Annotated in this window: 22 protein-coding genes; 10 read left to right on the top strand and 12 right to left on the bottom strand. The window is 34.2% G+C overall.

Features of this window, described 5'->3' with window-relative positions; genetic code table 11:
* Positions 1-28: 28 nt before the first annotated feature.
* On the bottom strand, positions 29-1,159 hold the full coding sequence (gene tgt, locus ACSV4D_RS15915) for a tRNA guanosine(34) transglycosylase Tgt (RefSeq protein WP_408082749.1): 1,131 nt from the start codon (positions 1,157-1,159) through the stop codon (positions 29-31).
* 390 nt (positions 1,160-1,549) lie between these two features.
* Between tgt and ACSV4D_RS15910 the strand changes: the two genes are divergently transcribed.
* From ACSV4D_RS15910 to ACSV4D_RS15895, 4 genes are all read left to right on the top strand, one after another.
* Complete coding sequence (locus tag ACSV4D_RS15910) at positions 1,550-3,112, top strand: protein adenylyltransferase SelO (protein ID WP_439229043.1); 1,563 nt, start codon at positions 1,550-1,552, stop codon at positions 3,110-3,112.
* Positions 3,113-3,347: 235 nt separating this feature from the next.
* Complete coding sequence (locus tag ACSV4D_RS15905) at positions 3,348-3,905, top strand: RBBP9/YdeN family alpha/beta hydrolase (RefSeq protein ID WP_439229042.1); 558 nt, start codon at positions 3,348-3,350, stop codon at positions 3,903-3,905.
* A 409-nt stretch (positions 3,906-4,314) separates the two neighbouring features.
* Positions 4,315-5,169 carry a transketolase gene (locus ACSV4D_RS15900; protein WP_408082752.1) on the top strand — a complete coding sequence of 285 codons (855 nt, stop codon included), beginning with the start codon at positions 4,315-4,317 and terminating at the stop codon, positions 5,167-5,169.
* A gap of 109 nt (positions 5,170-5,278) precedes the next feature.
* Entirely contained in the window at positions 5,279-6,232 is a 954-nt protein-coding gene (locus tag ACSV4D_RS15895; RefSeq protein WP_408082753.1) for a transketolase family protein, read from the top strand.
* Between the two features lie 90 nt (positions 6,233-6,322).
* Here the strand turns inward: ACSV4D_RS15895 and ACSV4D_RS15890 are convergent, their stop codons facing one another.
* Positions 6,323-6,823, bottom strand: coding sequence for a hypothetical protein (locus tag ACSV4D_RS15890; RefSeq protein WP_439229041.1), 501 nt, complete (start codon positions 6,821-6,823; stop codon positions 6,323-6,325).
* A 10-nt stretch (positions 6,824-6,833) separates the two neighbouring features.
* On the bottom strand, positions 6,834-7,598 hold the full coding sequence (locus ACSV4D_RS15885; RefSeq protein WP_439229040.1) for an MBL fold metallo-hydrolase: 765 nt from the start codon (positions 7,596-7,598) through the stop codon (positions 6,834-6,836).
* Positions 7,599-7,700: 102 nt separating this feature from the next.
* On the opposite strand from ACSV4D_RS15885, the gene ACSV4D_RS15880 reads away from it, so the two are divergent.
* Entirely contained in the window at positions 7,701-9,155 is a 1,455-nt protein-coding gene (locus ACSV4D_RS15880; protein ID WP_439229039.1) for a TonB-dependent receptor, read from the top strand.
* A gap of 405 nt (positions 9,156-9,560) precedes the next feature.
* Complete coding sequence (locus tag ACSV4D_RS15875; RefSeq protein WP_439229038.1) at positions 9,561-11,387, top strand: tetratricopeptide repeat protein; 1,827 nt, start codon at positions 9,561-9,563, stop codon at positions 11,385-11,387.
* 462 nt (positions 11,388-11,849) lie between these two features.
* Here ACSV4D_RS15875 and bcp read toward each other — a convergent pair whose 3' ends face one another.
* Positions 11,850-12,302 (bottom strand): thioredoxin-dependent thiol peroxidase, encoded by a 453-nt coding sequence (gene bcp, locus ACSV4D_RS15870; protein WP_439229037.1) that lies wholly within the window; start codon positions 12,300-12,302, stop codon positions 11,850-11,852.
* 152 nt (positions 12,303-12,454) lie between these two features.
* Here bcp and ACSV4D_RS15865 point away from each other — a divergent pair, with 152 nt between their 5' ends.
* On the top strand, positions 12,455-13,102 hold the full coding sequence (locus tag ACSV4D_RS15865) for an endonuclease III domain-containing protein (RefSeq protein ID WP_439229036.1): 648 nt from the start codon (positions 12,455-12,457) through the stop codon (positions 13,100-13,102).
* 59 nt (positions 13,103-13,161) lie between these two features.
* On the opposite strand, the gene ACSV4D_RS15860 is transcribed toward ACSV4D_RS15865, so the two are convergent.
* Positions 13,162-13,305, bottom strand: a complete 144-nt coding sequence (locus ACSV4D_RS15860) for a hypothetical protein (RefSeq protein WP_408082760.1) — start codon at positions 13,303-13,305, stop codon at positions 13,162-13,164.
* A 55-nt stretch (positions 13,306-13,360) separates the two neighbouring features.
* Complete coding sequence (locus tag ACSV4D_RS15855) at positions 13,361-13,945, bottom strand: RNA polymerase sigma factor (RefSeq protein ID WP_408082815.1); 585 nt, start codon at positions 13,943-13,945, stop codon at positions 13,361-13,363.
* A 285-nt stretch (positions 13,946-14,230) separates the two neighbouring features.
* Here ACSV4D_RS15855 and uvrA point away from each other — a divergent pair, with 285 nt between their 5' ends.
* The gene (gene uvrA / locus ACSV4D_RS15850) at positions 14,231-17,017 is read left to right on the top strand and encodes an excinuclease ABC subunit UvrA (protein WP_439229035.1); all 2,787 of its coding nucleotides are present in this window, start codon (positions 14,231-14,233) and stop codon (positions 17,015-17,017) included.
* Between the two features lie 67 nt (positions 17,018-17,084).
* Here the strand turns inward: uvrA and ACSV4D_RS15845 are convergent, their stop codons facing one another.
* From ACSV4D_RS15845 to ACSV4D_RS15825, 5 genes are all read right to left on the bottom strand, one after another.
* Positions 17,085-17,375, bottom strand: coding sequence for a hypothetical protein (locus tag ACSV4D_RS15845; protein WP_408082761.1), 291 nt, complete (start codon positions 17,373-17,375; stop codon positions 17,085-17,087).
* 130 nt (positions 17,376-17,505) lie between these two features.
* A complete protein-coding gene (locus ACSV4D_RS15840) occupies positions 17,506-18,975 on the bottom strand; it encodes a lipopolysaccharide biosynthesis protein (RefSeq protein WP_439229034.1) in 1,470 nt (489 codons plus the stop codon).
* 9 nt (positions 18,976-18,984) lie between these two features.
* Complete coding sequence (locus tag ACSV4D_RS15835; RefSeq protein ID WP_439229033.1) at positions 18,985-20,271, bottom strand: glycosyltransferase family 4 protein; 1,287 nt, start codon at positions 20,269-20,271, stop codon at positions 18,985-18,987.
* 47 nt (positions 20,272-20,318) lie between these two features.
* Positions 20,319-22,742: a YfhO family protein gene (locus ACSV4D_RS15830; RefSeq protein ID WP_439229032.1), complete on the bottom strand. Its 2,424-nt coding sequence runs from the start codon at positions 22,740-22,742 to the stop codon at positions 20,319-20,321.
* A 45-nt stretch (positions 22,743-22,787) separates the two neighbouring features.
* The gene (locus ACSV4D_RS15825; RefSeq protein WP_439229031.1) at positions 22,788-23,069 is read right to left on the bottom strand and encodes a DUF4834 family protein; all 282 of its coding nucleotides are present in this window, start codon (positions 23,067-23,069) and stop codon (positions 22,788-22,790) included.
* Between the two features lie 120 nt (positions 23,070-23,189).
* Between ACSV4D_RS15825 and ACSV4D_RS15820 the strand changes: the two genes are divergently transcribed.
* Both ACSV4D_RS15820 and ACSV4D_RS15815 read left to right on the top strand, forming a co-directional pair.
* On the top strand, positions 23,190-24,143 hold the full coding sequence (locus ACSV4D_RS15820; RefSeq protein ID WP_439229030.1) for a transporter: 954 nt from the start codon (positions 23,190-23,192) through the stop codon (positions 24,141-24,143).
* Positions 24,144-24,156: 13 nt separating this feature from the next.
* Positions 24,157-25,275, top strand: a complete 1,119-nt coding sequence (locus ACSV4D_RS15815) for a GTP cyclohydrolase (RefSeq protein WP_439229029.1) — start codon at positions 24,157-24,159, stop codon at positions 25,273-25,275.
* A 65-nt stretch (positions 25,276-25,340) separates the two neighbouring features.
* Here ACSV4D_RS15815 and ACSV4D_RS15810 read toward each other — a convergent pair whose 3' ends face one another.
* Complete coding sequence (locus tag ACSV4D_RS15810) at positions 25,341-25,817, bottom strand: hypothetical protein (protein WP_408082768.1); 477 nt, start codon at positions 25,815-25,817, stop codon at positions 25,341-25,343.
* Between the last annotated feature and the right edge of the window lie 53 nt (positions 25,818-25,870).

The raw sequence follows: 25,870 nt of genomic DNA, 5'->3' as shown, positions 1-25,870 counted from the left end.
GATTAAACCATTAACCAAATCCACAAAATTACAAACGTTGACTCATATTTTTTACCATCATCTCTTTCCATGCTCTAAAATCTCCTGCAATAATATGTTTTCTGGCTTCACGTACTAACCACATATAAAAACCAAGATTATGAATCGTAGCAATTTGCTTTCCTAAATATTCATTGGCAGCAAATAGATGACGCAAATAAGCTTTGGAATACTCTGTATCTACAAATGTAATTCCCATTTCGTCAATTGGAGAAAAATCATCCTCCCATTTTTTATTCTTGATATTGATGGTTCCGTTAGCCGTAAACAACATTCCGTTTCTGGCATTACGGGTAGGCATTACACAATCAAACATATCAATTCCTAAAGCGATATTTTCCAAAATATTAATTGGCGTTCCCACTCCCATTAAATATCTTGGTTTGTCTTCCGGTAAAATTTCAGTAACTACCTCGGTCATCGCATACATTTCCTCAGCCGGCTCTCCTACTGAAAGTCCGCCAATAGCATTTCCTACCTGACCGGAATTAGCAATATATTCTGCCGACTGACGTCGTAAATCTTTATAAGTACTTCCCTGAACAATAGGAAAAAAAGCCTGATCGTAACCATATTTTACCGGCACTTTATCCAAATGACTGATACAACGATCTAACCAGCGGTGCGTCATATGCATAGAACGCTTCGCATAATTATAATCGCACGGATAAGGCGTACATTCGTCAAAAGCCATAATAATATCAGCTCCAATTGTACGCTGAATTTCCATTACATTCTCCGGCGTAAACGTATGATAAGAACCGTCAATATGCGATTTAAACTTAACCCCTTCTTCCTTAATTTTTCGGCTATTTGAAAGTGAATACACCTGATAACCTCCCGAATCCGTCAAAATATTACGATCCCAGTTCATGAATTTATGCAATCCACCAGCGGCTTCTAAAATTTTAGTTTGCGGACGCAAATACAAATGATAGGTGTTTCCCAGAATAATATCAGGATTAATGTCCTCTTTCAACTCCCTTTGATGCACGCCTTTTACCGAGGCAACGGTGCCTACCGGCATAAAAATAGGCGTTTCAATAACACCGTGATCTGTGGTAATACTTCCTGCTCTGGCTTTTGAAAGTGGGTCTTTTTGTAATAAATCAAACTTCATATTAAGGTTTTCTCCCAAATTGTTCTCCCGACTATTCGGGAGCGCAAAGATAGTTTAATTTAGAAAAAAGCTACATCTTTTTAACAGCAAAGTAAGACTTCCCAAAAAAGCTTTGGGCGTATCCCTGCCTCCACTGCGTTACATCAGGGTCGGGCTATCCGTTACAATCTTTTATTTCTCTCGTAAAAAACGAGAAAAATAAAAGGATTTCCACTGCTATCCCTTACGCAAAAAGCAACGTATTTTTTCACTATTAAGAAATTAATTAAGCCTTCCTTATCTTTCACAACTTATATTAACTTTTAAAAACCCTAATTCTGAATAAACTTAGAGGGTTCAAAAAATGGAACTTATATTCGTAACTTTGTAATATCTATAATTACAAACACAATGAAACTCAACATACAAGACACTTTCAATAAAGAATTACCCGCCGACACCATTTCTGAAAACTACGTCAGACAGGTGGAGCAGGCTTGTTTTTCATTTGTAACACCCGTAAAAACAGCTAATCCCCAAATCATTCACGTTTCTCGGGAAATGCTCGAAAACTTAGGATTATCTCAAGAAGATGCACAATCCGAGGAATTTAGAAATGTATTTACCGGAAATGAAGTTTTGGCAAATACCCAACCTTATGCCATATGTTACGGCGGACATCAGTTTGGAAACTGGGCAGGACAATTGGGCGATGGTCGTGCGATCAATTTAACAGAAATCATTCACAACAATAAACGTTGGGCTATCCAACTCAAAGGCGCCGGAAAAACACCCTATTCCAGAACTGCCGATGGCTTAGCGGTTTTGCGTTCCTCCATTCGAGAATATTTATGCAGTGAAGCCATGTTTCATTTGGGCGTCCCTACCACAAGAGCGTTGTCTTTAGCGTTGTCAGGTGATGAAGTTTTAAGAGATGTACTTTACAATGGTAATCCTGCTTATGAAAAAGGCGCCATCGTCAGTCGTATTGCTCCCAGCTTTTTGCGTTTTGGAAATTATCAAATCCTCGCTGTTCGAAATGATGTTGAAACTTTAAAAATACTTGTCGATTATACCATCAAACATTTTTACCCAGAATTAGGCGAGCCTTCTAAAGAGAGTTACCTGCAATTTTTCAGGAAAGTAGCCGAAAATAGTCTGGAAATGGTTATTCACTGGCAACGAGTAGGTTTTGTACACGGCGTTATGAATACGGATAATATGTCCATTTTGGGATTGACGATTGATTACGGACCTTACGGCTGGTTGGAAGGATACGACTATGGCTGGACTCCTAACACTACCGACTCCCAGCACAAACGCTACCGATATGGGAACCAACCCAATATCGTACTTTGGAATTTGTACCAACTTGCCAATGCTTTATATCCTCTTATCAATGAGACAGAAGGTTTAGAAAAAGTGCTGGCTGATTTCGGTACTGCTTTCGAAAGCAAATATTTGAACATGATGCGTTCTAAAATTGGTCTTTTTACCGAAAATAATGATGATCAAAATTTAATTCAGGAATTAGAAAACAATTTACATTTAACTGAAACCGACATGACAATTTTCTTCAGAAACCTAAGTCGTTTTCAAAAAGAAAATCCGGAAAGAGATTTAGGAATCATAAACGATGCCTTTTACAATTCTATTGAGGAATTGCCTAAAATTAACGAAGCCTGGAATAAATGGTTTGAAAAATATAGTCTTCGTTTACAATCAGAGAATGAAACTGATACCGAACGCGCTGAAAAAATGAATGCAATCAATCCTAAATATGTGTTGCGCAATTACATGGCACAGCTAGCCATTGATGCAGCTGATAAAGGAGATTATAATCTGATTGATGAACTTTTCAACTTATTGAAAAACCCATATTCCGAACAGGAAAACATGAAAAAATGGTTCGCCAAGCGCCCTGATTGGGCAAGAAACAAAGTAGGTTGTTCTATGTTGTCGTGTAGTTCTTAATCATTCAATTTAACCCGTTTGGTGTAATTATTAAAAGCTTCAGTTCGAGTGTTTCTTGTGCAGTATAACGAAACAAAAAATGTATCGAGAACCGTTTTCAATAAAATTTTTCTTGTTCTCGATACAATTTTCTATCGAAAATCACTCGAACTGACGAAAAATTATCATCAAAAACTAATTACGCCCACCGGGTTCTAATTTATTTTCTAAAGAAACAAATCCCTCTTCAAACACCATGAAACACACCTTATTAATAGTTCCCGGTTTAGGCGATTCTACCGCAGGACATTGGCAGGACAACTGGTTACAACATTTTCCAAATGCAACGAAAGTAGTTCAGGATAATTGGAATCAACCGCAATTAGAAGATTGGTTAAAAAATCTGGATGCAACTATAAATTCCATTGAAACACCTATTGTAATTGTGGCGCATAGTTTAGCTGTTTCCTTAGTAATGCATTGGTCCCAACAAAATAATACCAGCAAAATCGTCGGCGCTTTACTCGTTGCTCCCGCCGATGTGGAATCTCCTGAACATACTCCGGAAGAAATATGGAACTTCGCCCCCATTCCTTTAGACCAATTAAAATATCCTTCTATTGTGATTACGAGTGCTAACGATCCGTATATTTCGGCAAAAAGAGCCGAATTTTTAGCACAAAAATGGGGAAGTGATTTTTATAATGTAGGTCTAAAAGGGCATTTGAATTTGGCATCACAATTAGGATTTTGGGAAGAAGGACAACAAATTTTAGAAAATTTACTAGAGAAAATTACTAAAAATCAAAAATAACAAACACTCTTTCAGAATTTTTTTGTTTAACCTTAAAGTACTACAACGTTTGATTAAAAACTTATTTTATAACAATCAAAAACAAAATTGTTGTAAAAATAATTTCTTTCAAAAAAATTTAATCCTGAAAAATAATTCTGTGAATGCATTTCAAAAATTAAAACACCTAAAAAAAATAAACTTCTTAAATTTCATCACATCACTAATAACAATGGATTCCTAAAATCAATTTAAAAAAATTAGTGTTGATTTTACATTTATAAAATCGATATGTTTTGTTTCAAAGAGAATCAAAACTTCTATAGAACATTCCTACCCATTCCAATTGCTGTCAAACAATTATAAAAATCATTTGTCTTACGGCAAAATAAAATTTACATTTGCAATCAGTTTAACTTTTACACTCAAAATGAAACCTAACACTCAACAATTAAACGATTTAATTATCCAAGTAAGAAGAGACATCCTTCGAATGGTACACGCTGTTAATTCAGGTCACCCAGGAGGTTCTCTAGGTTGTACCGAATTTTTGGTAGCCTTGTATCAAAACATAATGGACCGCAAAGAAGAATGGGACATGGACGGAATTGGTGAAGATTTATTCTTTTTATCAAACGGACACATATCACCTGTTTTCTATAGCGTTTTAGCTAGAAGCGGTTATTTTCCGGTAGCTGAATTAGCTACTTTCCGTTTGTTAAATTCAAGATTGCAAGGTCACCCAACTACTCACGATAATTTACCGGGAGTACGTATTGCATCAGGTTCTCTTGGTCAGGGAATGTCTGTAGCAATTGGAGCGGCACAGGCTAAAAAATTAAACAACGACAATCATATCGTATATACTCTTCACGGTGACGGGGAATTGCAGGAAGGACAAAACTGGGAAGCAATTATGTATGCATCTGCTAAAAAAGTAGATAACTTAATTGCTACTGTAGATTTAAACGGAAAACAAATTGACGGTACTACGGACGAAGTATTAGCAATGGGAAGTCTTCGTGCGAAGTTTGAAGCTTTTGACTGGGAAGTTATTGAAATCACAAAAGGAAACGACATTGAAGCGATCATTGGAGGAATGAACGAAGCTAAAGCCAGAACCGGAAAAGGGAAACCGGTTTGTGTTTTATTGCATACTGAAATGGGTAATGGTGTTGATTATATGATGTTCAGTCATGCATGGCATGGTAAAGCACCAAATGATGAGCAACTGGAAAATGCTTTAGGACAAAATTATAACACTGGAGGCAATTCAGATTATTAATCCCCTCCTAACCTCCCCAAAGGGGAGGAATATATCAAAATTAATAAATAACATAAACCCTATTACCCCAATAGGAACTCCCCTCCTTCGGAGGGGTTGGGGGAGGAAAATGAAAAAATATACAAATACAGGAAGTAAAGATACCCGTTCTGGTTTTGGAGTGGGAATGACTGAATTAGGTCAGAAAAACGAAAATGTGGTAGCACTTTGTGCAGATTTAATTGGCTCATTAAAATTTGATGATTTCAAGAAAAATCATCCGGAGCGTTTTTTCCAAATCGGAATTGCTGAGGCAAATATGATTGGAATCGCTGCAGGTTTAACAATTGGTGGAAAAATTCCTTTTACAGGAACTTTTGCTAACTTTTCTACAGGAAGGGTTTACGACCAAATTCGTCAGTCTGTTGCTTATTCTGATAAAAATGTAAAAATCTGTGCTTCTCACGCCGGATTAACTTTAGGAGAAGACGGAGCTACACACCAAATCCTTGAAGATATCGGTTTGATGAAAATGTTACCGGGAATGACGGTTATCAATACTTGTGACCACAACCAGACAAAAGCAGCTACTATTGCTCTTGCTGACCATCACGGTCCTGCATATTTGCGTTTTGGACGTCCGGTTGTACCTAACTTTACTCCTGCTGACGAGCCTTTCGTAATTGGAAAAGCCATCATGTTAAACGAAGGAACTGATGTGACTATTGTTGCTACAGGACACTTAGTTTGGGAAGCTTTAATTGCTGCTGAAAAATTAGAAGAAAAAGGAATTTCTGCTGAAGTAATCAATATTCACACAATTAAACCGCTTGACGAAGAAGCTATTTTAAAATCTGTAGCTAAAACTAAATGTATTGTAACTGCTGAAGAGCACAATTATCTTGGCGGTCTTGGAGAAAGTATTGCAGGTGTATTAGCCTTAAACAATCCTACTCCGCAGGAATTTGTAGCTGTTAAAGATAGTTTTGGTGAGTCCGGAACTCCAGCTCAATTAATGGAAAAATACAAACTGAATAATGAAGCTATTGTTGAAGCAGTAGAAAGAGTTATTGCCAGAAAATAATTTGTCCCAATCCGATAGCTTTCGGAACTGAAATATAAAAAAATCCCATTCGTCGCGGCGAATGGGATTTTTTAGTTATGACTATTTTTTTTACTTCGCATAAAGCAAAGACTGAATGACTTCAAAAGAAATAGTTTCATCTTCGTTGACAAAATATTTCAGTAAGACTTCACCCCATATTTTACCATCGCTATAATCAGCAATTATCCAACGGTGGTTCAGCACTTTTACTTTATTGATTACAAATTTATTTTCACCAATTTGGTCTTGTCCTGTATAAGGATTACCTTTTGAATTCGCATTAAAATCCATTAATTTTTCGGTCACTATCGGAATTAACTTCTCGTAAGCAATTGTTTTATTGGCCAGAGCCGAATCAAAATAGTTCTGAGCATTTTCATTATGTTCCAAAGAAAAATAATTCGCATCATTTAATTGAGTAGTAACAGAATTCAGACTATCTCTTAATCTTTTTGTTGTTTTTTCATATCTGTTTTGCTCAAACTTCACTTCGTTACTTAAAAAAGAATAGGTAAAAACATTAATCAATACTAATAAAATAAAAGCATAGAGCAGAAAAGATTTCTTCATTGTAAAAATATTATAGGGTGATTTCTAAATTATCGTAAGCCAGGAAAACATTTTCCGGAAGTCTTTTTTGTACTTCTTCATGGAATCCTAAAATATGACTAATGTGGGTGAGATAAGCTTTTTCGGGTTTTACCAGCGCAATAAAATCTAATGCTTCCTGTAAATTAAAATGTGAAAAATGACGCTCTTCACGCAAAGCATTAACTACCAGCACTTTCAAATTTCTTAATTTTTCAATTTCTGCATCAGCAATGGTTTTAACATCAGTCAGATAAGCAAAATCGTCGATGCGATACCCAAAAACCTGTAGATTACCATGGAGTACATCAACAGGGATTGCTAATTTATTTCCTATCATAAAAGGCTCATTATTAACGATTTCAATTGTTTTTACAGATGGCGCTCCCGGATATTTATTCACCGTTTCAAAAACATAACCAAAACGGCTTTTCATGTCTTCCAGCACTCTTTGATGTGCATAAATAGGCATCTCACCCTGTTTAAAATTAAAAGGCCGGATATCATCCAGACCGGCTGTATGATCAGCATGCTCATGCGTAAAAATGATACCATCTACTTTCTGACAGTCAGAAGCCAGCATTTGCTGCCTGAAATCAGGACCGCAATCAATAACATAGGAATAATTATCCCATCGGATTAATACTGAAACCCGAAGTCTTTTGTCCTTACTATCCGTACTTTTACATACGGGATGATCACTTCCTATAACCGGAATACCCTGAGAAGTCCCTGTACCTAAAAAATATACCTTCAAATCTTATTTTTTTCACAAAAATAGGATTATTTCTCTTTTATTAGGCTAGCTATTTAATTAACTTTGTAACATCAGGCAAAAACATAAATTTAAACTAAAAAAATGGGTAGCGAAATAAAACTAAAAGGAGACAGAGTAATTGCACAAGTCCCTTCAATAAAAGACAAGGCACTACGTATCAATTTAAATGAAAATATTTATGGAACATTTGCCGAGATTGGCGCAGGACAGGAAACTGTAAGACATTTTTTCAGAGCCGGAGGTTCATCAGGAACTATTGCAAAAGCAATGTCAGCTTATGATAAAGATTTTAGTGATGCTGTTTACGGAGTCGAAAAAGACGGTCGTTATGTTACCGAAAACCGACTAAAGAAAATGCTTTCGCACGAAGTAAGTCTTATTGAAAAACGACTGAACAGAGAAAAGCACCCTAACAAAATGTTTTTTAGTTATGCCAATACGGTAGCCACAATAGATTTTGCAAAACAATTTAAAGGGCACGGCTGGGTTGGAATTAGTTATCAGATTGATCCTAACGAAGATTATAACGAAATCATACTTCACATTCGTTTTAAAGAAACTGATGCCAAATTACAACAGGAAACACTTGGAATTCTGGGCGTAAACTTAATTTATGGCGCTTATTATAAATACAATGATCCTAAAAAACTGTTGCGCTATTTATACGATCACCTGGACAAAGACCAACTGGAGATTGACACCATTAATTTTTCCGGACCACGATTTGCCGATGTTGACAACCGTTTAATTAGTTTGCAACTGGTTAAAAACGGAATGACCGATGCCGTAATGTTCAACCCAAAAGGAAAAAATATTCTTCCGGCTTCTATTTTATACAAGAAAAACCTGTTGGCTTTAAGAGGTAGTTTCCGTCCCGTTACTAAGGTAAACATGGATATGTACGAGAAATCGATGCGTATGTTTATTGAAGAAAATAAGGTAGACAAGGAAAACACTCTCGTTATTTTCGAAATTACCTTGTCTAACCTGCGTTCAGACGGTGAAATTGACGAAAGAGACTTTATGGATCGTGCCGAATTACTTTGTTCATTGGGACAAACGGTAATGATTTCGAACTTTCAGGAATATTATAAAGTGGTGGAATATTTTGCTAATTATACCAAAGCCCGAATGGGACTTGCGATGGGTGTTAACAATCTGGTTGATATTTTTGATGAGAAATATTACCGTCATTTAAGTGGTGGAATCTTAGAAGCTTTTGGTAAATTATTCTTCAGAGACATGAAAGTATTCTTATACCCTATGTTAGATGAAAATGGAGAAATTACTACTTCTGAAAACCTGAAAGTTCATCCACGAATGAAAGAATTGTACAAATTCTTTAAATTCAACGGAAAAGTAATTGATGTGGAAGATTACAACCCTGAAAACCTAAAAGTATTCTCTCGTGAAGTACTTAAAATGATTAGCCATGGAGTTCCCGGCTGGGAACCAATGCTTCCTGCGGGAGTTTCTGAAATTATAAAGGATAAACGCCTTTTTGGTTATAATCCTGAAAAGGAATTAGTAGAATAAAAAACTATCCATTTTATACAAAACGCCACAAGTAGATTTTATTTGTGGCGTTTTTTTTTTAGCCTAATCCGGCCATTCGCTATAGCCTTCACTCAAAAGCTTTATTTTACCAAGTCTCAGCAAGAGCTTCCTTCGGTCGCTTTACTGCTCCCGTAAAAAATTAGCTTTTTCAATCAGGACTGTCGCTGCTGTCCAGGGCAAAACCTAATGGCTTATAAAATGTCCTTTATATAATTTGTAAATAATTATCTATATATTAGCTTCACAATTAAGGATGACAATCATCAAACTTATACACCAAATTAAGGTTAATTAATCTGATCTTGTTAGACATATAAACTAGTGACCTACAACTCTGAAAAAAAACATAGTTAAAAACATTACTTCGAAAATTTGAATCAAAACATGAAAGAATTAATAACCGAAATTAGTAAGAAGATAAAACTTCAAGAATATGCCATTTTCTGCGGAGCTGGTATCTCATTAAATTCTGGACTTCCAATTGTAACTCAATTCCTCAATTATGTGCTTGATTCAATAAATGTCGAAAAAGTAGATATTGATAAAATTCTAAACTCCAATCTACCTTTTGAATCATTTATACAAACGATAAAAGAAGAATCAAATATTGACCATATTCTTGATATTTTTTCAAAAGGAGAACCAAATACAAATCACTTATTCATAGCTGAATTAGTAAAGCAAGGAAATCTAAAAAACATATTTACAACAAACTTTGATATCCTTATTGAGAAAGCTATTAAAAATAAAGGACTAGTTGAGAATACAGATTTTAAAGTACACAAATCCGAGAAAGATTTTGAAAATATAAACTGGAATGATGGTAAAGTCAAAATCATCAAAATTCACGGTTGTATTACTGATAAAGAAGAAATGGCGATAACTCTAGAATTAGTCGCAAAACAAATATTAGTTGAAAATAAAAATAAAGCTATAGCATCTTTTTTTTCAAAAAAAATAAATCCCAAAATCATGGTTTTAGGATACAGTTGTTCAGATGTATTTGATATTAGCCCTTTAATAGAATCAATCGACAACGAAAAAAGTGAAATAACCTTTATCGAACATTCTCAATCGGAATTAGAATTCAATCAAGAAGAAATATCGGAAAGAAATAATAAAAACCCTTTCATACAATTTGTAGGTCATAGAATTACCACTAGCACTGGCTTACTAATTAAAGACCTATGGAAAAATCTTATATCAATAAATTATGAAAATAAAGTATCAAATATTGATTGGAAGGCAAACATTGATAAATGGTTGACAGAAGCTTGTGACTACTCTATTGGTATTAAAAATCAAATTTCAGGAAGAATCCTTTACGATATAGGTCAATATAAAACCGCTATTAAAATTTGGGAAAAAGGATTAAATATTGCTCAAAAAGAGAACAATCAGATCTTTTTTTATAGCCTATTAGGAAATATTGGAATGGCACAAAATTCTCTAGGGAATTTTAAAGAAGCTATTTCTTGTTTAGAAGAATCTGCAAACGCTTGTCGTGAAAATGGGAATAGTCAAGGAGAAGTTTCCCAACTTCAAGCACTTGGGAACATCTACAGAAATTTACGGCAATTTGACAAATCTCTTAATGCTTTTCAAAAAGCTGTGAATATTGCAGAAAAATTTGAACCAGAAAGCTTATGTTCAACATTAGGGAATCTTGCAACTGTTTATAATCAAACTGGAGATTACGATGAAGCTATCAAGGTTCTTAACAAAGGAATTGTAATAGCAAATTCAGTTGGAGGAAAACAATCAGAGGGTAGTATGTTGGCAAGTTTCGGAATTGCTTACTTTCAAAAAGGTGATTTTGATAAAGCATCTAAGTTCACTAATGAAAGTATAGAAGTCACAAGATTAATTGGTGATAAAAATGGAGAATGTTTATCTCTTCATAATTTATCAAACTTTTGTCTACAATTTGAGAGATATGATGATGCAATAAAGTATTCAACAATTTCACTAAATATAGCAAAAGAAATAGGAATCAAACCAAGCATTGCGTCTGCTTATTATAATATTGGAACTTCAAATTTTTTCAAAGGAGAAATTGAGTTAGCAATTATAAATTTAAAGAAATCTATAAGTCTATATATGAATATTTTCGGAAAAAAACATCAATATACACAATCCGCTATTAAAACATTGGAAAGAGTAGAAAAGTATCCGAATTCAAATAAAATGACTAAAATGAACTTAAAATAATAAAAGAGCAGTAGCTAATCAAGTATACGCCCCCTTCCACTATTGCACGATTCCTTTCGCGTACCCAGCTCCGCAAAGTCTCCGACTTTGAGGATATATTAACCAGATAGCGCGGAAATGTTTTCCGTGCCCACAACAGTGAGCAAATTGAAACACTTTGTAGAGCTACTTAATGAGATTGCTTCGCCGGTTCGCTAATGCTCGTGTCCTCATTTTTCGGAATGACAAAATTGAGTGTATCTTTCTTTAATTTAATAAAACTACACCAGCTCCGCAAAGTCGGAGACTTTGCGGATGTATTTCTCTGTCTCTGACAGCTATAATTCATTTAAAAAATGTCGATTGAAAATCGAAAAACACTACCTCAAAGTCGGAGACTTTGCGGAGCAATATAAAATGCTACTTTTTACAATTTCAATAAAAAAAACGCCAAGAAAAATATTTTTTCTTGGCGTTTTTAGTTTATTTCAAAATCTGAGCGGCGTGTTCTTTGGTTTTTACATTTTCAATGACCTCATCGATAATTCCGTTTTCGTCAATTACAAAAGTCGTTCGATGAATGCCGTCGTATTCGCGTCCCATGAACTTTTTTGGTCCCCAGACTCCAAATGCCTGAATGACTTCTTTTTCTTCGTCAGCCAATAAAGGAAAAGGAAATTCGTATTTATCTTTGAACTTGGCTTGCGCTTTTGCCGAATCGGCGCTTACTCCTAACAATTCGTAGTTATTGGCTTGAAAACGCTCGAAATTATCTCTTAAATCACAGGCTTCGGCGGTACAACCCGGCGTACTGGCTTTTGGGTAAAAGAAAACTACCAGTTTTTTTCCTTTATAATCTCCTAATTGATGTGCTTTTCCGTCCTGATCTGTGCCAAAAAAATCGGGTGCTTTATCGCCTTTTTTTAATGTTGTCATTTTTTCTAGTTGCTGAGTTACTAAGTTGCTAAGATACTAAGTTTTATAAAAAATGACGTTCTAATCCAATTCAAAAACTAAATAATAGTATTTTTACATTCGAAAAAAGTCTTTAAAACTTAGACTCTTAGTAACTCAGCAACTTAATAAAAATGACCAAACAAGAACGGGTAACATTTGTTATAAATACGTTAAAAGAACTCTACCCTGTTATTCCTATTCCGCTAGACCATAAAGATCCATATACATTGCTGATTGCGGTTTTGTTATCAGCTCAATGTACGGATGTGCGTGTGAACCAAATTACGCCATTGCTTTTTGCGAAAGCGGATAATCCGTATGATATGGTAAAGATGTCGGTAGAAGAAATTAAGGAAATTATTCGCCCTTGTGGTTTATCCCCCATGAAATCAAAAGGGATTCACGGTTTGTCACAAATATTGATTGAAAAATACGACGGAAAAGTTCCGCAAAGTTTTGAAGCCTTGGAATCATTGCCTGCTGTGGGACATAAAACGGCCAGTGTGGTGATGTCGCAGGCTTTTGGCATTCCTGCCTTTCCTGTAGATACACATATTCATCGCTTGATGTACCGCTGGAATCTGACCAATGGGAAAAATGTGGTGCAAACGGAAAAAGATGCTAAACGTTTATTTCCTGAGGAATTATGGAACGAATTGCATTTACAGATTATCTGGTACGGAAGGGAATATTCGCCAGCCCGTGGTTTGAATCTGGAAAAGGATATTATTACCAGAACCATTGGTCGTAAAACTGCCTTAGAGGGTTATAAAAAGTAAATCTCACTAATTTTAAAAAACATTAGTGAGATTTACCAAAATAGCTGTTACCAGCTTCATTAATTTGCAATAATTTCAAAACTGTTATCCGCCACTTTAATCATGTGAAGCGCTTTTGAATAATTCAAAAGAAAAGAAATAACTTCTTTTTTAGGTTTCATGTTTGAAATAAGCTGATTTTTTTTAGAGTAAATTTTTGCCATGTACTATTTTAATTAAAGATGTTAGAATAGAACGTGACATGTATTTAAATATTGTTTAATTGGTTAAAATAATCTGGTGTTTATCAATTACTTTTCTCAAATTCATCAACGCATAACGCATTCTGCCTAAAGAAGTATTGATACTAACTCCTGTAATTTCTGAAATTTCTTTAAAACTCATGTCTTTATACATGCGCATGATTAAAACTTCTTTTTGATCTTCGGGAAGTTCTTCGATTAATTTCTGAATATCCAGTTCTACCTGATCCGCAATTAACTGATTTTCTATTGTAAGAGAATCATCAGTCATAATAGAAAAAACAGAAAACTCTTCTGTCTCTCTGTACAAAGGCATTTTTTTATTTTTTCTAAAAAAATCAATGACCAGATTATGTGAAATACGCATCACCCACGGAAGGAATTTTCCTTCTTCATTGTAAGAGTTCGATTTCAGTGTTTTAATTACTTTTATAAAAGTGTCCTGAAAAATATCATTAGCAACATCTCTGTCAGATACCTTTGAATATATAAAACCGTAAATTTTGGATTCGTGTCTTTTAATTAAAGTAGCTAAGGCATCTTCATTGCCTGCTACATAATCCTGTACTAACAAAGCGTCAGGAATTTGAATATCAGCTATCATAATAATACTTTTTAGTATGAGTTTAAATTTGGGTATTTTTTCTAAAAAGTAGTTTTTTACTATAGGCGCTTTTATTTTTCATATTGTTAACTGTCCAAATTTAACAAATAATTGTTTTGTTCGGCAAATAAAAAACAGAAAAATGATATAAAAACGATTTATTTATTTAAAGAATAGATATTTTACAACTGATAAAAGTAAAAAACGACACTTTATTTATGGCTTAGGCAGATTCTTTTCTCATCTGGAAAATGATTACTTTTGTAGAAATCAATATTTTTTATGCAAGTTGACTTTTCGAAAATAGATCCAAAGAAAAATATAATAATAAAAGGTGCTCAGGTTCACAATTTAAAAAACCTTGATGTAGTAATTCCGCGTAACAAACTAGTGGTAATTACAGGACTTTCCGGATCAGGAAAATCCAGTCTGGCATTTGACACTTTGTATGCCGAAGGACAACGCCGTTATGTAGAAAGCCTGTCTTCTTATGCGCGACAATTCCTTGGCAGATTAGACAAACCAAAAGTAGAATACATCAAAGGAATTGCTCCTGCTATTGCCATTGAACAAAAAGTAAATACCAGTAATGCCCGTTCTACCGTAGGAACATCAACGGAAATTTACGACTACATGAAACTTTTGTTTGCCAGAATTGGACGGACTTACTCACCGGTTTCGGGTCGTGAAGTGAAGAAAAATACGGTTTCGGATGTTATCAATGATGTTAAACAATTAGAACTTAACAGCAAATGGCTTTTGCTTGCCCCTATTCATCTGGAAGAAGGAAGACAACTGGAAGACAAATTAAAAGTTTTACTGCAACAAGGTTTTTCCCGAATATTAGTGGATAATGAAACCGTGCGTCTGGACGAAGTAAACCAACATTCATTAGACAATAAAGATATTCTTTTAATTGTGGACCGGATTGTAGTTAAAGACGAAGAAGAATTTTATAACCGTCTTGCCGATGCGGTACAAACTGCCTTTTATGAGGGAAAGGGAATTTGCTATTTACAGGAATTAAATACAGAAAAGCGATTGGATTATTCCAATAATTTTGAGTTAGACGGCATCACTTTCCTCGAACCAAATGTACATTTATTTAGTTTCAATAATCCATATGGAGCTTGTCCGGTATGTGAAGGTTACGGAAATATCATTGGGATTGATGCCGAATTAGTGGTTCCAAACACCAGTTTATCGGTATATGAAAATGCCATATTTCCGTGGCGTGGTGAAAGCATGAGCTGGTATCGCGATCAATTAGTCAATAGCGCTTACAAGTTTGATTTCCCTATCCATAAACCTTATTTTCAGTTAACCGAAGAACAAAAAGAATTAATCTGGACCGGAAATTCTTATTTTGAAGGTTTAAATGATTTTTTCAGGGAACTGGAAGCTAAAAATTATAAAATCCAAAACCGCGTGATGCTGTCACGTTACCGTGGAAAAACCAAATGTCAAAGCTGTAAAGGAAAGCGTTTGCGTGTAGAAGCTTCCTATGTGAAAATCAACGGGAAAACGGTTTCTGATTTAGTTGATTTACCAATTAGACATTTAGTTGACTTCTTTAAAAACATCATTTTAGATGAATATGAAAAACAAATTGCCAAAAGACTTTTAGTCGAAATCAATAACCGGTTGTCATTTTTAACAGAAGTTGGTTTGGATTATTTAACGCTGAACAGAAATTCATCCACACTTTCGGGAGGAGAATCGCAGCGTATCAACTTAGCAACTTCATTAGGAAGCAGTTTAGTGGGCTCTATGTACATTCTGGATGAACCCAGTATTGGATTACACCCAAAAGACAGTGAACGTTTAATAAAAGTATTGTTGTCTTTACGTGATTTAGGAAATACCGTAATCGTAGTAGAACATGATGAAGATATTATGAAAGCGGCCGATATGATTATTGATATTGGTCCCGAAGCAGGAACTTTTGGAGGGGAATTAGTTGCTCAGGGGAATTTTGAAGAAATATTACAGTCCAATTCCTTAACAGCAAAATACCTCAACGGAGATTTAGAAATTGCTGTTCCTAAAAAACGCCGTCCTTTTAAAAATTTTATCGAAATAAAAGGAGCCAGAGAGAATAATCTTCAAAACATTGATGTTACTTTCCCGCTGGATGTTTTAACGGTAATTACCGGAGTTTCGGGAAGTGGAAAAAGCACACTTGTCAAGAAAATTCTGTTTCCTGCCATGCAGAAAAAACTGGATAATGCGGGAGAAAAAGCAGGACAGTTTAGCGAAATCACAGGTTCTTTTTCGCAAATAAAACATATTGAATATGTAGATCAAAATCCTATTGGTCGTAGTTCCCGTTCAAACCCTGTAACCTACATTAAAGCGTATGATGATATCAGAGATGTATTTGCTAAAGAAAAACTGTCTAAAATCCGAGGCTATCAACCCAAGCATTTTTCTTTTAACGTTGATGGCGGTCGCTGTGAAACCTGCAGTGGCGAAGGAACTATTAATGTAGAAATGGTATTCATGGCCGATGTACAATTGCCCTGTGAAACCTGTAACGGAAAACGTTTTAAAAAAGAAATACTCGAAGTAGCATATGAAGGCAAAAACATCAATGATATTTTGACAATGACTATTGATGATGCTGTTTCTTTTTTTGAAAAAAACAAGCAAAATAAAATTATTCAAAAGTTAAAACCATTACAGGATGTTGGTTTAGGATATGTTCAATTAGGTCAGTCCTCTTCTACGCTTTCTGGTGGAGAAGCGCAACGTATCAAACTCGCTTCTTTTCTGGTAAAAGGAGCTACTAAAGACAAAGCTTTATTTGTTTTTGACGAACCTACAACCGGCTTACATTTTCATGATATCAAGAAACTATTGGCTTCTTTTGGTGCTTTAATAGAGAAAGGGCATTCTTTATTAGTAATTGAACATAACCTCGATTTAATTAAATGTGCCGACTGGATTATCGATTTAGGACCTGAAGGAGGAGAAAATGGCGGACAATTATTAGCTGTAGGAACTCCAGAAGAAGTTGTAAAAAACAAAAAATCAATTACAGCTCAATATCTTAAAGAAAAATTATAAATCAAAAAAACTCCGCCTTATTAGAGACGGAGTTTTTTGTTTACAGTTTAAAACTCTTTAAAACTCTTTAACTATAACATCTATCTTCGAAAGTATTTCCGTCTTCATCAATAGCAATTATAATTTTTTTTTCTTTTTTAGCTTCTATGCTTTTATATATCCAGGGAATAGACCACAAACCAAAAGTGACACAAGAAATTAAAAAATTTAAATGATGATTAATTTTTGTCGGCTTTTTGGATAGTACTACAAAAGGTAGCTTATTATTGACTTCCTGTACAACAAAACCTTTCTTAATTTTTTTATCCAAAACCTCATTTAACTTTAAATTTTCGGGCTTATCAAGAATATTTATCATAATTGGGGTGTTTTAATCTTGTTATACTTTAATAAAGTATATTCTTTCACAAAATTAATACCATAAATCAGGATTTCATATACCCACTTTTAGTGATTAACACATTATTAAAACTTTTTTTTGTAAAAAATCACTTTATTATTTTGAACTTTTTCAACAAACCATCAATAACTTCATTGATTTGGTGGGAAATCACAAATCGGTAATTTAAATACACATAAGCCAGACTAACGAGTATTGATTTTAAACCAATTGCAATGATAGAATTAAATGGGAAATCCCAAAAGTAAAACAATATAAACAAAATAAAGGTCAAGCTTAAAGAATAGAGTGTCTGATTCGTAAACGGATATAAATGCAGTCTTTTGACAACAAAACCTAACTTAGCCAGACTGTATAAAGTTATAGACAAGAGAGTAGCAAAAGCCGATCCCAAGATTCCGTACAACGGAATAAAAATCATATTTAAAGCCACTGTAAGAAAAACTAAGACAACACCTAAAAATAAAACAGCTCTGTAATATTTAGTATTAAAGATGATAGCATTATTGTTTCCTAATATCAAATCAAAATACTTAGATAAGCCAATCATAAATACGACATATATTCCCCCTCCATATTCCGGTGGAATCATTTCATACAACTGATTAATGTTTACAAAAATACAAAGCATTACATATCCGCCTACAATTTGCAGATTGATAGAAGTTTTTTTATAGAGATCATTCAGTTCATCGTGTTTTTCTTCATGCATTAACTTAGCGGTAATTGGATATACAATTTGGTGCATAGCTCTGCTGGGTACCGAAATAACCAATGCAATGTAAGTAGCCACCGAATAATAAGCAATATTTTCAATTTTGATATACTGATTGAGCATTATTTTATCAATATCTAATAATAAATTAGCAACACCTCCTGATAAAATAATAAAGAAAGTATACACTAAAATATCTTTAGAATTATGAGGAATTGTCAATTGTAAACTCGGTTTCTTAAGATAAAAAGCATACAACATAGTAACTAAGAAAGCTACAAAATAAATAGCAGCTGTGAGATAAACAAATTGTTCAACATTAATCCAATTATAATAAATTCCTAATAAGGATATTAAAGAAAACAATCTTAAGCCTACTTCTTTAATAAAATTACCAAATACTGAGTGCATTTGAACCCTGGCCCAGGAATAGAAAATTTCAAAATAAGCCATGCATAAACCAATGAATGGAATTATCCATAAATAACTTTTTACAATCTTATTTTCTCTGGATAAATAAACAGCTATATCATTATAAAAGTACCAACAAATTAATAATAAAGGAATTGACAATAATAGCGGTAATACAACTGCAAATGACAAAAATCGATTTTCTTCATTTTCATTTTTACATTGAGAAAAAAACTTAACCAATGTATTCTGCATTCCAAAGGCTAACAAAGGCATAATAATAGCTGCAGCAGAAAGCACATAATTAACTAAACCATAATAGGTTGCACCCAAAAAAAAAGGATACAAATAAATGGTATTCACTGCGCCGATACCAAAACCGATATACGTAATTATAGTATTCTTTAAAGACTGATTTAAAACGATTCCCATTTATAGAAACTAGAGATTTAGAAGTTGTACTAACTGTCCGGTCAAATTTTTTCTTGAATATTTTTGTAAACCTACACCATGAGATTCTAACTTCCCTTCCAGGTATTGATTATAAAAGTCCAAAATTAACTTTTTAAGTTTTACTTTTTCAGAATAATCAAAAAATACTCCTGTATTGGTATCAGTTACTATTTCGGCAAAGTCAGAGCCCTGAGGTCCAATAGCAATAATAGGTCTGTTAGAAACCATATATTCGAATAATTTACCGGGGATTATGCTTCTGGTCTCTTCTGAATCAATTTCGATAAGTAATAAAACCTGTGATTTTCTTTGATGCGACACAGCTTCGTCATGAGAAACATACCCCAGGTTATTCAGATATAAATCCAGACCGGAAGCAGCTATGGTATCCAGAACTTCCTGACTCACAGCACCAATTAATTTAATTTCTAAATGTGATTTAAAATCCGGAATCTCATCTAACAATTCCGTTAAAGATTCCCATAGTAATTTAGGATTTCTGGCTGAAAGAAAAGAACCAATATGTGCCAGACTGAATTTGGAATCCAATGGCTGTTTTTCTGCTTTTTCAACATCAAACCCATTTGTAATTACTGCAACAGGCTTTGTGGTCAGTGATTCAAATTCTGCTTTTGTAGTTTTGCTGGTGACAATAATGGAATCAGCAGTATTTAAAACTTTAGATTCTAAATCTTTATGTTTCTGAGCTGCAAACTCAGACAACCGCAGCGATTTATGGTAACCAATTGTAGTCCAGGGGTCCCTGAAATCAGCAATCCATTTTACATTTAGCTTTTGCCTTAATTCTAATCCGATAAGATGTAAACTATGGGGTGGACCTGACGTAACAATAGTTTCAATATTATTTTCAACAATATATTTTTCTAAATAAGAAACAGATGGTTTTACCCAAAAAAAACGAGCATCAGGAATAAATAAATTACCGCGTATCCACAAGAGAACTTTATCTAAAAAAGATTGTTTCTTTTGGTTAGGAATAATCCCCGAATTCATTTTTTTTGTTTTATTTTTAGACAAAAACGAAGCCAGTTGGTAAGGTTCAAAAATTTTTTGCTTCAGAATAATTGCTTGATTAGAAACTTCCTGAAGTAAATTTTCATCCACAATTGGATATGTAGGATTTTCGGGAATATATACAATAGGCTGAACACCAAAATCAGGTAAATATTTTACAAATTTCAACCAGCGTTGCACTCCGGGACCTCCGGCAGGCGGCCAATAATAGGTAATAATCAAAAGTTTTTTTGAATCCAAAGCCTTAATAATTAAGTTTAAACGTAAATAAAAACCGAAACAACCACTTACCCCAGATTATTTTTCCTTTGATAATAAACCCCTCCAATTAGTAAAAATAACATTCCTGCACCACTGATAAGTGTAATAATACTTCCGGTTTTAATTACTTCCGGTTCAAACTTGAATTCGACAGTATGAACCCCTTTAGGCAACATCATGGCTCTTAAAACATAATCTACCGGAAAATGTTCTGTTTTCACTCCGTCTACGTAAGCATTCCAGCCATTTGGATAATAAATTTCCGAGAAAACGGCTAAACCTTCATTTCTACTATCTGAAATATATCTGATATAATTCGGTTTATAGGTACGTAACTGAATAGTTCCTGTAGTATCCATATTGCGTTTTAAACGTGCATTTTTAAATTTACTTCCGTATAAATTCAAATTAAAAACAGCTACTTTTTTAGTGTTTAAATGATCCAGTGCTTTCATTTCGTCATTGGCTTTATTCACTAATTTTACTTCGTTCACAAACCAGGCATTGCCATTAGCATCCGGATTAACAACAGGAAATTCTTTTCCTTCCTTATCGGTCTGGATAACATACTTTACGTTAAGCATATTGAGTATTTCCAAATTATTTTTTGCAATCTGGTAGTCAAATAATTGTTGCATTCGTCTTGGTTTTGCAGCATGATAACCCCCAATCGATTTATGAAAATAAGAAGTTCTGGCACTTGAAAAATTACCATTTACTTCAAAAACACGGTAATGAGTAGTGTCTTTGAGGATTTGAGCATCAGAAGGAGTTTCCTCAAAAGGAACCGCAACTTCTCTGCCACTGACAAAATCTTTTGCCGAAACATATTTTTTAGCAACAAAGAATAAATCAGAAACCATAAATAATCCAACGAGAATCAGCGCCGTTGTCTGTGCAATTCTGTTTTTGAAAAACAACCATAAGATTCCTGAAGTTAAAACAATAAAGAAACCAGAACGTAACAAATCTGCACTGTAAAGCGTTTTTCTGTCGCTTACAAGCGCATCTACAAAACTTGATCCGTAACTTTCAGAAAAATAACTGTCACTAGCTCCTGTAAAACTAAACATGCCCTTGCACAGGAACAGAATAATAACAGTCCCTAAAGCAATTGCTGCTGATTGCCACAAACCTTCCCATTGCCTATTTTTATCTGCTTTAAAAAAAGACTGTAATCCCATTATCGCTAAAACAGGAAAACATAATTCTAAAATAACCTGAATAGAAGAAACGGCTCTAAACTTATTGTAAAGTGGCACATAATCAATAAAAAAATCTGTTAAGGTTGGAAAATTTTTACCCCACGAAAGTAATAATGCTACAACAGCCCCGGAAAGGAAAACATATTTTATTCTTCTTTCATCTATGATTAAAGCCAAAATTCCTAAAAAGAAAACTACGACACCAATGTATGCCGGAGCAGCAACAATAGGCTGATCACCCCAATAGGTTGGCATTCCGCTGACAAAATCAGCTGCCTGTCCGGCAGGAACACCCTGACTTATCATAAAATTATACATACTGCTGTCGGTGCCCAGAGCCTCATGATTAGAACCACCAAAAAGTCGTGGTGCAATCAAATTGAAACTCTCTGCTATCCCATAACTGTATTCAGTAATATAATCGCGGGTCATGGCACTCGTATCTGTACTTTTGGAACCATCGGGATTAAAAGTCAATTCACTTTTCCCACGGGTACTAAAATCCGCATACTCTGCTGTAGCCATTAAATTAGTCGCATTGGCGCCCAGAGCAAAAATACCTGCAACAGCCAGGATACCAAACGAAGTCAATAAGGCTTTGAATTCTTTAGTTTTTATTCTTACATACGTATAATAAACGGAAAGTATCAGCAGGAAAATCAACAGATAATAAGTCATCTGAAAGTGATTGGCATTAATTTCCAATGCTGTTGCCACCATCGTTAACAAACCACCCCAAATGTATTTTTTCTTATAAACCAGTATAAAACCGGCAATAACTAATGGCATATAGGCAATAGCATGCGCCTTAGCATTATGTCCTACACCTAAAATAATAATAAGATAGGTTGAAAAACCAAAGGCTACAGCCCCAAAAAAGGCTTTTAAAGGATCAATCCTTAATACCAAAAGCAAACCATAAAAACCCAAGAAGTACAGAAATAAATAATCAGCGGGACGCGGTAAAAAACGTAAAGCATGATCCAATACACTTATAAAATCATATGGATATTTTGCTCCTAACTGATACGTAGGCATTCCACCAAAGGCCGAATTCGTCCAATAGGGCTCCAAATGCTCTACAGCCCTGAAATCATTTTGTTCTTTCGCCATTCCGGTATACTGGGCAATATCGGATTGGAAAATCTGTTTACCCTGAAGTACGGGATAAAAATAAATGAGTGAAACTAAAATAAAACCTAAAATGGCAATAGCGTGCGGATATAACTTATTTATTATTTTCAATTTTTCGGGAATTTTATTTAAATATGGATTACTATTGAGGCAAATTTAATCTATTTCTTCGTAATCCACATAATCTCCTACTTTTTTGGTTTCCCGGGGTTTCTTTACATTATCCGTATTATAAATAACAGTCTCGTCATTCTGTTTTTTTTGCCAGGAATTCTGCTGTTGACGCTGTTGCTGCTGGTACATATTTTCTCCTGCTTTCTCCACTACTTTTTTAACTATCAACGGCAGAAATAATTTTGCCAGAAACCTAAAAATATAATAGAAAGCTATGATATAAAATAATGTTCTTATAAATCCTGAAAAAGAAGCCAATTGCATAATAAAAATATTTTTTAGCAAATTTAACAAATACTACGCTCAAAATTGGAATATCATTCTTAAATAAATAATAAAATATAGTACATTTGGAAAGCCTATCACTTTTAAAATCCAAACAACATGCCTTCATTTAAAGTTTTATTAGTCTTAGCCCTAAGCTTATTAGTCAATTACAATTATGCTCAGCACACCGACGAAATTAACTCTAACAGACCTGGAGAATCTATGTCTGCATACGCAGTGGGGAAATCAGTAATTCAGATAGAAACCGGTATTTACGGCATTAATGAAAACCACCGATTATTAGGTTATGATGCTAATGGGTATGGGATAGATCTTGATTTACGGTATGGTTTTTTAATGGAAAGATTAGAACTGGTTGCTAATCTTCAATACCAAAACGAAGATTTTGTAACCGCTTTTAACCAATATAATAAATCAGCTTTAAAACAAAGTATTCTGGGAGCCAAATATCTCATTTATGATCCTTATAAGAATTATGAAAAAAAGGTAAACATCTACAGCTGGAAAGCCAATCATTCTTTTAACTGGCACCAATTAATTCCTGCTGTTTCTGTTTTTGCCGGTGCCAATTTTACTACTAAAAACAATCCGTATGCTTTTACTCCCGATGCGATGATTTCTCCTAAGGTGATGCTGGTTACCCAAAATCATTTGGGTGATGGTTCATGGGTTTTTGTAACCAATATTATTGCTGATTATATTGGCACAGATTATCCAAGTTATGGTTATATCATCACTTTAACCAAAGGCATTAGCCGAAAATGGTCCGGATTCATAGAGAATCAGGGATTTAAGAGCGATTTTTACAGTGATGCCATCCTGCGTGGCGGAGCTGCTTTTTTAATTAATAAAAATATGCAGATAGACGCATCCATAAGCCATAATCTAAAAGACACGCCTACAGTTTTCTATGGAGGAATAGGTTTTTCATGGCGTTATGACACCAATTATAAGGAAGTACGAATGGAAATAGAAGACAGCTCCTCTCAGCCCAGATCAGTAAGAAAAGCAGCCAAAAGAGATCAAAAAAGAAAAGACGCAATAGAATAAAGAAAACAAAAAAATGATTACAATAAAAGAAGCAATAACAAAAAAAGAACTGACCGAATATATTAAATTTCCTTTTTCTTTATACAAAGACAATGAATTCTGGGTTCCGCCTTTAATTAACGACGAATTAGAAACTTTTGACAAAACTAAAAATCCTGCTTTTGATAATGCAGAAGCTTATTTTTACATTGCCTATAAAGACGGTAAAATAGCAGGACGTATCACTGCTATTATTAATTGGGCTGAAGTTAATGGTCAGCAAAAGAAAAAAGTGCGTTTTGGCTGGTTTGATGTCATTAATGACATCAATGTAACTGAGGCTTTACTGGAAAAAGTATACGAACTGGGCAGAAAAAACAATCTGGAATATGTTGAAGGCCCTATGGGATTTTCTAATTTAGATAAAGTAGGTGTCCTGACTGAGGGATTTGATCAGCTGGGAACGATGGTAACCTGGTACAATCACCCTTATTATGCTGCTCATTTTGAACAACTGGGTTATGTAACCGAAAAAGAATATGTAGAAAGTAAATTTCCGTTTTCAAATGTACAACCGGAGTTTTTTCAAAAAGCAAACGAATTGGTTAAAAAAAGATACCAATTAAAAGCTTTGAACTTTAAATCCACCAAAGAAGTCATGCCTTATGTCGATAAAATGTTTGATTTATTTAATACTTCTTATGCGAATCTATCTTCATTTGTCGCTATTTCTGAAGTCCAAAAAGAATATTTCAAGAAAAAATACATCAGTTTTATCAATCCGGAATACATCAAATTTGTAGAAGACAAAGACCAGAACATCATTGCTTTCAGCATCGTAATGCCTTCTTTCTCAAGAGCTTTACAAAAAGCAAAAGGAAAACTATTCCCTTTTGGAATATTTCATTTGCTTAAAGCAAAAAAACAAAGCAAAGACATGCTTTTTTACTTAATAGGCGTGCATCCTGAGTATCAGAATAAAGCAGTAACCGCTATAATTTTCAATGAATATTATGAGACTTTTAAAGAAAAAGGTATTGAAAACTGCTATAGAACTCCTGAATTAGCAGACAATATTGCTATTCATAATTTATGGAAACACTTTGATCCTAAAGTACATTGCAGAAGAAAAACATTTAGAAAAGATCTTTAAAAAAAATATCCATTAGTATAGCCTAATGGATATTTTTTTTGGTATTTGGAACAAAAGTAAAAGTATTATTCACAATTAATTTTGTGGTACACAATATTTCCATCAAATTTAATTTTGCTTTTATCCTTAAAAGCCATTCTGTCGTTAGCATCAATCATTTCACCATGACCTTCAACATAGGTATTAGAATCTTTTTTAATAAAAGCCATTTCACGGATAGAAGTCTTTCCTTCAGACTCAAACTTATAATCGGCAAAAATGGTGTCTCCGCGCATATTTCCTAAAAGCGTCCCAAAACTTCTGTCTTTTTCAAAATAAGAAGCATCTAATTCTCCATTCACATCATTGACCGTATTGATATCAAGTGTCAGCCTCAGCGTGTCTTTTTCAATTACAGCCTGATAACATTCTTTTTTTGGTGTTTCTATTGGCGCTTCTGCTTGCTGCGGAGCTACAACTACCTGATCAGTTTTTTTATTCATACAAGAAGAAGCAAGAATTACAAACAACACTACATTACTAAGTATATATATCACTTTCATAGTTATAATTTTTTAAAATTAATATAATGTAAAGATATTTTTTAACAAAAAAA

This window comes from Flavobacterium sp. ARAG 55.4 (assembly GCF_051846875.1).
Classification (GTDB): Bacteria; Bacteroidota; Bacteroidia; order Flavobacteriales; family Flavobacteriaceae; genus Flavobacterium; species Flavobacterium plantiphilum.
The sequence above is the reverse complement of the archived record's forward strand: the minus strand, read 5'-3'. Positions and strand labels throughout refer to the sequence as shown.